The following is an 8,578-nucleotide window of genomic DNA, read 5'->3' as shown; positions in this document are numbered from 1 at the left end:
GATGCAGCCGCTGCCCAGCCGGGCGTCCTCGCGTACCTGGGCGAGATCCCAGACCGTCGTTCCGTCGCCGATCGTGGCCGTCTCGTAGACCTGGGCATGACCTGGGCGCCCTCTGCGCTCGTGAGGCGTGTCCGCTAGCTCGGGTTGGTCGGGATGGTGACGATCCGGGCCGCCGGTGTCGTGCCGCGCAGCGCCGTGCCGAGGGCCACCGCGACGTCCTCGGGGCTCACCGGCTTCTTGCTGCCGTTGCCCTTGGTGATCGTGACGCCGTCGAAGGCACCGCCGTACAGTTCCTTGAGGACCGCGAGGTCGTAGTGCTCGACGAGCTTGCCGTCGACCGCCTGCACGCTCAGGAACTTGTAGATCGATTTCTCCGGGCTGAACAGCACGAAGTGCGTGGCGTCCGTGCGCACCGTGACCAGGCCCGACATCGCCGGCTCGGCGAACTTCTTCATCATCCGGTCGACCTCGGCGTTCGGGATCGTCGGCTGACGGGTCTTGGTGGCGACCTTGACCGGCGTGGTCGTGTTGGTCTCCACCTGGGTGCGGTACGCCTCCTCGACGGCCGCCATGGACGGCGCGACGTCGATGCCCTTGCCCGCCTTGCCGTACACGGCGACGGCCTTGCCGGACTGGAACTTGATCGTGCCGTCCGCCGCCGAGCCGGAGCCGCCCGCGGCCCGCTCCAGGGCGGCCTGCAGCTTCTCCTCGTCGACGGGCATGACGGGGTCGATCACCCGCTGCTGCCCGAACAGCGAACCGATCACCGAGACCGGGTTGTAGTCGCTGGTCGCGGCGGCGCTGACGGTGGCCTTGCTGTCGAGCTGAAGGCCCGACTGGTCCGGCTTGAGGGACACCGTGTCGCCGTCGACCGACAGCTTCAGCGCCTTGTTCGTACGGTCGCCGAAGGCGTCGTCGAGCTTCTTGACGGCCTCGTCGCGCGTGCCGCCGCCGATGTCGACGCCGAGCACGGTGGTGCCCTTGGGCACGTCGGAGTGGTTCATCAGGAGCCCGGCGCCGTAGGCACCGCCGCCGATGACCACCACGCCGACCACCAGGAGCATCAGCTTGCTGCGCCCCTTCTTCTTGGCGGCGGGCTTCGCGGAGCTCGCCGCCGGCGGGGTCACCGGGTCCGGCAGCTTCGGCGGGGTGTGCGGCAGCGGTCCGTCGGTGTGCGCGCCCGGCCCGAACGGGGAGTTCTGGGTGGCCGGGACGACGGGGATGCCGCTGGTCAGGGTGTGCCCGGAGACGTTGTCGCCGGGGGCTCCGTAGCCCTGGCCGCCCGGTTCGGGGGCCGGCTTCTGCGGCGTGAGGATCGCGGTGTCGTCGCTGAGCCCGCCACCGGGACCGCCGAGGCCGCTGTGACCGCCGGGGCCGGGGTATCCGGCACCGGGGCCGCCCTGGCCACCGGGGCCGCCCTGACCCATGCCGGGACCACCGGGTCGGCCCGGACCCGCGGCCAGGCTGCCCGGACGTACGCCCGGACCGGCCGGGGGCACCAGCGGTCCGTCGCCCGTGACCGGACCGCCGGTCGGGCCCGCGGGGCCGCGGCCGGCGCCCTCGGAGAAGTACGGGAGGTCGTCGCGCCGGGGCTCCCCGGCAGCGTCGGAGCCGGGCAGCGGGAAGGATCCGGTGCTGCCCGTCAGCGCCGCGGAGACGTCGAAGGAACCGGTGCCGCCGCCATGGCCGGGGGCCACGGGACCGGCGCCGGTGGCACCGGGCAGCCCGGCACCGTTCGTACCGCCGCCCGGACGGGGACCGCTGCCGACCGGTCCGCCGCCGGGCCGGGGGCCGGCACCGTTCGCCGCGGAGGGACGCGCACCGCCGGGAGCACCCTGCGCACCCTGGCGCCCGGAACCTCCCGAAGGACCGGAAAAGGGCGAAGGACCGCCGGGACCGGTAGGAGCGGAAGGTCCCGAAGGTGCCGGAGCTCCCGAACTGCCCTGCAGGCCCGCTCCGTTGGTGGAGCCGCCGCCCTGGCCGCCCGTGGGGGCACTGGACTTGCGCGGCGCAAACCAGTTGTTCTGCTTCTCCCCGGCCGGAGCCGCGGGATCGGCGGCCGACGCTGCGGGCGCGGGCGGACTCGCGCCGCCCGCGACCCCGGCCGGCTCCGCGCCGCCGCCGTCGGTGCCCTCGGCGGACGCGTCCGCGTCACCCACCGGAGTGCGCACGACGACCGGCGGAATCGGCCGGGATCCGGGGATGTTGATCCGGATCCGGGTCGTCAGCGTGGTCTCGGTCCTGCGCTCCTCCGGAGGCGTGCCGGCGGCCGAACGGCCCTCGTCGGCACCGTTTTCGGACGCGGCAGGCGTGCCGTACGGCGGCGTCCCCGACGGGTACGCCGCTCCACCGCGCCCGTTGGGCCCGGAGGACGAACTGTCAGTTTCACGACTCAAGGCAGGTTCTCCCGGTTGGCTCCGCCGCCCGTGTACTCGATCTCATTTCTGGGGGTCCCCGCTGCTCGAACGAAGTCGAGAACTCGGGGGAGGCTCGGCGCGCGCACCACCATACTGGCCGTGCCCGGCGCGCAAACCGCGCCCGCGAAGGAAACCCCCACGGGACCCGCACGTCCGTGATACGGAAAAGTAGTACGTCACTTGCCAAGTCGGACGGCGGGGCCGCCTGGTTGCCGCCCCTGGCCAAGCGTGGCGCACATCACACCGACTGCCATGCCGCCGAGCAGGAAGAGGTAGGAGCCCAGTCCCGCGCCGAAAAGGAAGTCCCCTTCGGGGCGGGTGGAGGTGAGCAGGACGACGGCGATCATCCAGCCCACCGCGGGCGCAACGGCCCCCGCCCTGGAGCCGGTCGCGCGCGATCCGCCCAGGAAGAGTCCCGCCGCGCCCGCCAGGGAGAGCAGCAACCCCCCCGGGAACCAGGCGGCTTGCATGAGCGCCCCGGCCGCCCCGACCACGGCGCCGAGCACGAAGAGCCCGAGGTGGGCGGCGATCCGTCCACCGGAGGGCCGCACCAGGGGCTGCGCGAGGGCACTGCCCTGCCTGCCTGCCGTACTCATCACAAAGCCCCTTCGAACAGGTCCGTCTCACGCGTCTTCGGCGCCCCGGCGAGCACCAACTCGTAGTACTCGGTGGTGAAGAGCGGCTGCCCAAGGTCGTTGGAGAGCACGAACCACGGCTCGGTCACGGTGATCTGGGTGGCGTGCGCGCGCATCGCGGCGGCCTTGGCGGCGGCGTACGCGCTGCCGTCGATCTCTGTGGTGATCACCGAGTCGTCGACCACACCCGGTACGTCGCCGATCGCGGCGGACGCCGAGAAGGGCAGCTCCGGCAGTGCGTCCCGCAGCCGCGCGAAGCTCTCCTCGGCGACCGTGCGCGGCACCCGGTTCCAGTAGGTCTTGGCGATGCGCCAGGGCTCGCCGAGGCCGGGCCGGAAGGCGGCGTCGGCGGCCAGCTCGGCGCCGCGCATGGCGACGCGGTGCGCCTGAATGTGGTCAGGGTGCCCATAACCCCCATCGGGGTCATAGGTGACGAGCACCTGGGGCCGTACCTCGCGGATGACTTCGACGAGGTGGGCGGCGGCCTCGTCCAGGTCGGCGGCCCAGAAGGCGCCGGCGCGGTGGTTCTGCTCGACGCCCATCATCCCGGAGTCGCGGAAACGGCCGGGCCCGCCGAGGAACCGGTGATCCGTGACCCCGAGCTCCTTCATGGCGGCGGCCAGCTCACCGGTCCGGTACGGGCCCAGGGTGTCCTCGCGGTCGGGCGCGAGGTGCGCGAGCTCGGGCGGGATGACCTCGCCCTCCTCGCCGAGCGTGCAGGTCACCAGCGTCACATGGGCGCCCTCGGCCGCATACCTGGCCATGGTCGCGCCATTGTTGATCGACTCGTCGTCCGGATGCGCGTGCACCAGGAGCAGACGCCGGTCGGGCAGTTCCGTCATGGTCCCCACCCTACGAGGCGACCACTGCGGTCAGAACTTGATGCTGCCGATCATCCCCGCGATGTTCGTCGTCAGCTCACTGATCGTGGGTGCCACCGTCGAGGAGGCGAGATAGAAGCCGAGCAGGACGCAGACGATCGCGTGCGCGGCCTTCAACCCTGACTTCTTGACCAGGATGAAGACGATGATCGCCAGCAGCACCACCGCCGAAATCGAGAGTGCCACGGCGGCTCACCTCCAAAGAACCCAGGGACCGGGGGCCGGACAGGGGGTCGTACGGGGACGGCAAATCCATACAGCAGCCAGCAGGTTCATACCCACACAGCGCTAGTGATCATAACTATCCGTACGCGCGCATCGATCGGCGCACGGCCGCACAAGGGGGCGCATGGCCAATATGGTCGGGGCATGACGACCGAGCCTCTCTCCTTCCCGCGCCTGTCCGCGCGTACGCAGCGGTTCACCTGCGGTGCGCCGCGTGCGTTCGCCGTGGCCCCCGACGGTTCCCGTGTCGTGTTCCTGCGTTCCCGCTCCGGTACGGACCGGGCGAATCTGCTGTGGGTCCTCGATGTCGCGGACGGCGCCGAGCGGGTCGCGGCCGACCCGCTCGCGCTGCTCGGAGGCGCCGGCGAGCGCCTGTCCGTCCAGGAGCGGGCGCGCCGTGAGCGCAGCCGCGAGGGCGGTGCCGGAGTGGTCGGCTACGCCACCGACGCGGCGGTGGAGTTGGCCTCTTTCGCCTTGTCGGGGCGGCTTTTCACGGCGGAGCTGCGGGCCGGTACGGCACGTGAACTGCGGGTCCCCGGGCCGGTGATCGACCCGCGCCCCTCCCCCGACGGACGGCTCGTCGCCTACGTCACGGCCGGCGCCCTGCGGGTGGTCGGCGCCGAGGGCGAGGGCGACCGGGCGCTGCTGGAGCCCGAGTCGGAGACGGTCACCTACGGGCTCGCCGAGTTCATCGCGGCCGAGGAGATGTCCCGCTCGCGCGGCTTCTGGTGGTCGCCGGAGTCGGACCGGCTGCTGGTCGCCCGGGTCGACGACGCGCCCGTCCAGCGCTGGTGGATCTCCGATCCCGCGCACCCGGAGCGCGATCCGCAGCAGGTCGCGTATCCGGCGGCGGGCACCCCCAACGCGGACGTACGGCTCTTTGTGACCGGGCTGGACGGGACGCGCACGGAGGTCGCCTGGGACCGGGCCCGCTACCCGTATCTGGCGCATGTGCACTGGTCAGCGGCGGGTGCGCCGCTGATTCTGGTGCAGGCGCGGGACCAGCACAGTCAGCTGTTCCTGGCCGTGGACCCGGACACCGGGGCGACCCGGATGGTGCATGCCGACGAAGATCCACAATGGCTTGATCTTTTCCCCGGCGTACCGTCCTGGAGCCCGGGCGGACAGCTCGTGAGGATCGCCGACGAGGGCGGCGCACGTGTCCTCGCCTTCGGCGAACGCCTGCTGACGGGACCGCAGTTGCATCTGCGCGCGGTTCTCGACGTGTCCGACGACAACGTGCTGGTCTCGGCGTCGGCGGGCGAGGCGGCAGCGGCCCCCGAGGTCGGCGAGGTGCATGTCTATCGCGTCAATGAGCTCGGAGTGGAGCGCGTCTCGCAAGAGCCCGGCGTGCACTCGGCGGTGCGCGCCGGGGGCGTGACCGTGCTGGTCTCGGCGGCGCCCGACCGGCCGGGCGCCCAGGTGCAGGTGCTGCGCGACGGCAAGAAGACGGCGACCGTGGCGTCGTACGCGGAACACCCCGGTATGTCCCCGCGCATGACCCTCACCGAAGGGGGCGCGCGTCGCGTGCCGTGCGCCGTGCTGCTGCCCCGGGACCACAAGGAGGGCCTGCTGCCGGTTCTCATGGACCCCTACGGCGGCCCGCACGGGCAGCGGGTGCTCGCCGCGCACAACGCGCACCTGACCTCGCAGTGGTTCGCCGACCAGGGCTTCGCGGTGGTCGTCGCCGACGGACGGGGCACGCCCGGCCGCTCCCCCGGCTGGGAGAAGGCGATCAAGGACGACGTGGCCGCGATCGTGGTCCAGGACCAGATCGACGCCCTTCAGGGCCTCGCGGAGACCTTCCCGCTCGACCTGACCCGGGTCGCGATCCGCGGCTGGTCCTTCGGCGGCTATCTGGCGGGGCTCGCGGTGCTGCGCCGCCCCGACGTGTTCCACGCGGGCGTCGTCGGCGCGCCGGTCACCGACCAGCGGCTGTACGACACGCACTACACCGAGCGGTACTTCGGCGATCCGCGCACCCAGCCCGAGGTCTACTCCGCGAACTCGCTGATCGACGACGAGGGGCTGGTCGGCGCCGCGGAGCCCGCCCGCCCGATGCTGATCGTGCACGGTCTCGCCGACGACAACGTGGCGGTCGCCCACAGCCTGCGGCTGTCCTCCGCGCTGCTCGCGGCCGGCCGCCCGCACGAGGTGCTCCCCCTGTCCGGCGTCACCCACCTGACCCCGCAGGAACAGGTCGCGGAGAGCCTGCTGCTGCTCCAGGCGGACTTCCTGCGGCGCGCCCTGAAACTGGGCTGAGCAGGCAACGAGCCGGGGCGACATGGCGCGCCCCGGCTCGTCTACGGCACCCGCACGGCCGTACGGTGTTCACCTTGGCCCGTCCGTATATCGGGACCGCTTCCGTCAAGTTGCCTGCGTGTAAACCAAGTTCGTACGGCTTTGTACTGCTATGTCTCCGGCTCGGGAGGCACGACCTGCTTCTCCTCCGCGAAATGGCACGCCGAGTCGTGCGCGGCCGGGCCCTGGAGGTGCCGGAACTCCGCGGGCACCGCGAGCAGCGGGACCTCCAGCGTGCAGCGCTCACGGGCTTTCCAGCAGCGGGTGCGGAAGCGGCATCCGGAGGGAATGTTCGCCGGGGACGGCACGTCACCGGCGAGGATGATCCGCTCCCGGTGCTCGCGGGCCTCGGGGTCCGGGACGGGCACGGCGGACAGCAGTGCCTGTGTATAAGGATGCGTCGGGTGGTCGTAGATCTCGGCGTCCCTGCCGGTCTCCACGATCCGCCCGAGGTACATCACGCCGACCCGGTCGGAGATGTGCCGCACGATCGAGAGGTCGTGCGCGATGAAGACGTAGCTCAGCTCGAACTCGTCCTGGAGCTTGTCGAGCAGGTTGATCACCTGCGCCTGCACGGACACGTCGAGCGCGGAGACCGGTTCGTCGGCGACGATGATCTCCGGGCGCAGGGCCAACCCCCGGGCGATGCCGATGCGTTGGCGCTGGCCGCCGGAGAACTGGTGCGGATAGCGGTTGATGTACTCGGGGTTGAGCCCCACCACGTCCAGCAGGTCCTGGACCTTCTTGCGGCGGTCGCCCTTCGGCGCGACCTCGGGATGGATCTCGTACGGCTCCCCGATGATGTCGCCCACCGTCATACGGGGGTTGAGCGAGGTGTAGGGGTCCTGGAAGACCATCTGGATGTTGCGGCGCACCGTCTTCAGGGCCCTGCCGGACAGCTTGGTGATGTCCTCGCCCTTGTACTTGATGGTCCCGGCGGTCGGCTTCTCCAGGTTGACCAGCATCTTGGCCACCGTCGACTTGCCGCAGCCGGACTCGCCCACGATGCCGAGGGTCTCGCCCTGGCGGAGTTCGAGATCCACTCCGTCGACGGCTTTGACGGCGCCGATCTGCTTCCTGAACACGATGCCCCGGGTGAGCGGGTAGTGCTTGACGAGCCCGCTGACCTCCAGAATCGACTCAGCCATTCAGGCACTCCCTCCAGAAGTGGCAGGCGCTGCGCCGGTCCTCGTCCACCTCGTACAGCGGCGGCACATCGGTCCGGCAGACCTCCTGGGTCATCGGGCAGCGGGGGTTGAAGGCGCAGCCGGGCGGGATGTGCATCAGGTTCGGCGGCAGGCCCTTGATGGCGTAGAGCTCCTGGCCCTTCTGGTCCAGGCGCGGGATCGATTCCAGCAGGCCCTTGGTGTACGGGTGGGCGGGCGCCTTGTAGATGTCGTGCACCGGTGCCGACTCGACGATCCGGCCCGCGTACATCACGGCGATCCTGTCGGCGACGTCCGCGACCACGCCGAGGTCGTGGGTGATGAGGATGAGCCCCATGTTGAGCTCGCGCTGCAACTCGGCGAGCAGGTCCATCACCTGGGCCTGGACGGTGACGTCGAGGGCGGTGGTCGGTTCATCGGCGATGATCAGCGCGGGTTCGAGCGCCAGCGCCATGGCGATCATGATGCGCTGGCGCATGCCGCCGGAGAACTGGTGGGGGTAGTCGCGCACGCGGTCGGCGGCGGCCGGGATCCGCACCCGGTCCATCAGCTCGATCGCCTTCGTCCGGGCGTCCTTGCGGGACATCCCGCGGTGCACGGTGAACATCTCGCCGAGCTGGTCGCCGACGGACAGCACCGGGTTGAGGGAGGACAGCGCGTCCTGGAAGATCATCGCCATCTCGGCGCCCCGGACCTTGCGCCGCTGGTCCTCCTTGAGCTTGAGCAGGTCCTGGCCCTGGAAGAGGATCTCACCGCCGGTGATCTTGCCGGGCGGCATGTCGAGGATGCCCATCACGGCCTGCGCGGTGACCGACTTGCCGGAGCCCGACTCGCCGAGCACGGCGAGCGTCTCGCCCTCGTCCACGCTGTAGTTGACGCCGTTGACGGCCTTGGCGACACCGTCCCGGGTCCTGAACTCCACATGCAGGTCACGCACTTCGAGCAGCATGACG

The 8,578-nt window shown here is 71.2% G+C and carries 7 protein-coding genes and 1 pseudogene; 1 reads left to right on the top strand and 7 read right to left on the bottom strand.

Translation table 11 applies throughout. The features are described from left to right. From ABZS97_RS13005 to ABZS97_RS12985, 5 genes and pseudogenes are all read right to left on the bottom strand, one after another. Positions 1–114, bottom strand: a pseudogene (locus ABZS97_RS13005) (N-acetyltransferase); the annotation flags it as partial. Between the two features lie 20 nt (positions 115–134). Then, positions 135–2,396 (bottom strand): hypothetical protein, encoded by a 2,262-nt coding sequence (locus ABZS97_RS13000; RefSeq protein ID WP_356136847.1) that lies wholly within the window; start codon positions 2,394–2,396, stop codon positions 135–137. Between the two features lie 197 nt (positions 2,397–2,593). After that, complete coding sequence (locus tag ABZS97_RS12995; protein ID WP_356136845.1) at positions 2,594–3,013, bottom strand: DUF6113 family protein; 420 nt, start codon at positions 3,011–3,013, stop codon at positions 2,594–2,596. Continuing rightward, on the bottom strand, positions 3,013–3,894 hold the full coding sequence (mshB, locus tag ABZS97_RS12990) for an N-acetyl-1-D-myo-inositol-2-amino-2-deoxy-alpha-D-glucopyranoside deacetylase (protein ID WP_356136843.1): 882 nt from the start codon (positions 3,892–3,894) through the stop codon (positions 3,013–3,015). The genes ABZS97_RS12995 and mshB overlap by 1 nt, the downstream gene beginning before the upstream one ends. 30 nt (positions 3,895–3,924) lie before the next feature. Beyond that, positions 3,925–4,119, bottom strand: a complete 195-nt coding sequence (locus ABZS97_RS12985) for a hypothetical protein (RefSeq protein WP_356136841.1) — start codon at positions 4,117–4,119, stop codon at positions 3,925–3,927. A 183-nt stretch (positions 4,120–4,302) separates the two neighbouring features. Here ABZS97_RS12985 and ABZS97_RS12980 point away from each other — a divergent pair, with 183 nt between their 5' ends. Then, positions 4,303–6,420 (top strand): prolyl oligopeptidase family serine peptidase, encoded by a 2,118-nt coding sequence (locus tag ABZS97_RS12980; RefSeq protein ID WP_356136839.1) that lies wholly within the window; start codon positions 4,303–4,305, stop codon positions 6,418–6,420. 149 nt (positions 6,421–6,569) lie between these two features. Here the strand turns inward: ABZS97_RS12980 and ABZS97_RS12975 are convergent, their stop codons facing one another. Together ABZS97_RS12975 and ABZS97_RS12970 are read right to left on the bottom strand one after the other, a co-directional pair. Further along, positions 6,570–7,607 carry a dipeptide ABC transporter ATP-binding protein gene (locus tag ABZS97_RS12975; RefSeq protein WP_356136837.1) on the bottom strand — a complete coding sequence of 346 codons (1,038 nt, stop codon included), beginning with the start codon at positions 7,605–7,607 and terminating at the stop codon, positions 6,570–6,572. Continuing rightward, positions 7,600–8,574: an ABC transporter ATP-binding protein gene (locus ABZS97_RS12970; protein ID WP_356136835.1), complete on the bottom strand. Its 975-nt coding sequence runs from the start codon at positions 8,572–8,574 to the stop codon at positions 7,600–7,602. Before ABZS97_RS12970 ends, ABZS97_RS12975 begins: the two co-directional genes overlap by 8 nt. Between the last annotated feature and the right edge of the window lie 4 nt (positions 8,575–8,578).

The organism is Streptomyces sp. NPDC005485 (assembly GCF_040606085.1).
GTDB lineage: Bacteria > Actinomycetota > Actinomycetes > Streptomycetales > Streptomycetaceae > Streptomyces.
The sequence above is the reverse complement of the archived record's forward strand: the minus strand, read 5'-3'. Positions and strand labels throughout refer to the sequence as shown.

Excerpts from the sequence above, each read along its gene's own strand:
- mshB (WP_356136843.1), bottom strand. The coding sequence starts at position 3,894 with ATGACGGAACTGCCCGACCGGCGTCTGCTCCTGGTGCACGCGCATCCG.
- ABZS97_RS12995 (WP_356136845.1), bottom strand. The coding sequence starts at position 3,013 with ATGAGTACGGCAGGCAGGCAGGGCAGTGCCCTCGCGCAGCCCCTGGTG.
- ABZS97_RS12975 (WP_356136837.1), bottom strand. The coding sequence starts at position 7,607 with ATGGCTGAGTCGATTCTGGAGGTCAGCGGGCTCGTCAAGCACTACCCG.
- ABZS97_RS12980 (WP_356136839.1), top strand. The coding sequence starts at position 4,303 with ATGACGACCGAGCCTCTCTCCTTCCCGCGCCTGTCCGCGCGTACGCAG.
- ABZS97_RS12970 (WP_356136835.1), bottom strand. The coding sequence starts at position 8,574 with ATGCTGCTCGAAGTGCGTGACCTGCATGTGGAGTTCAGGACCCGGGAC.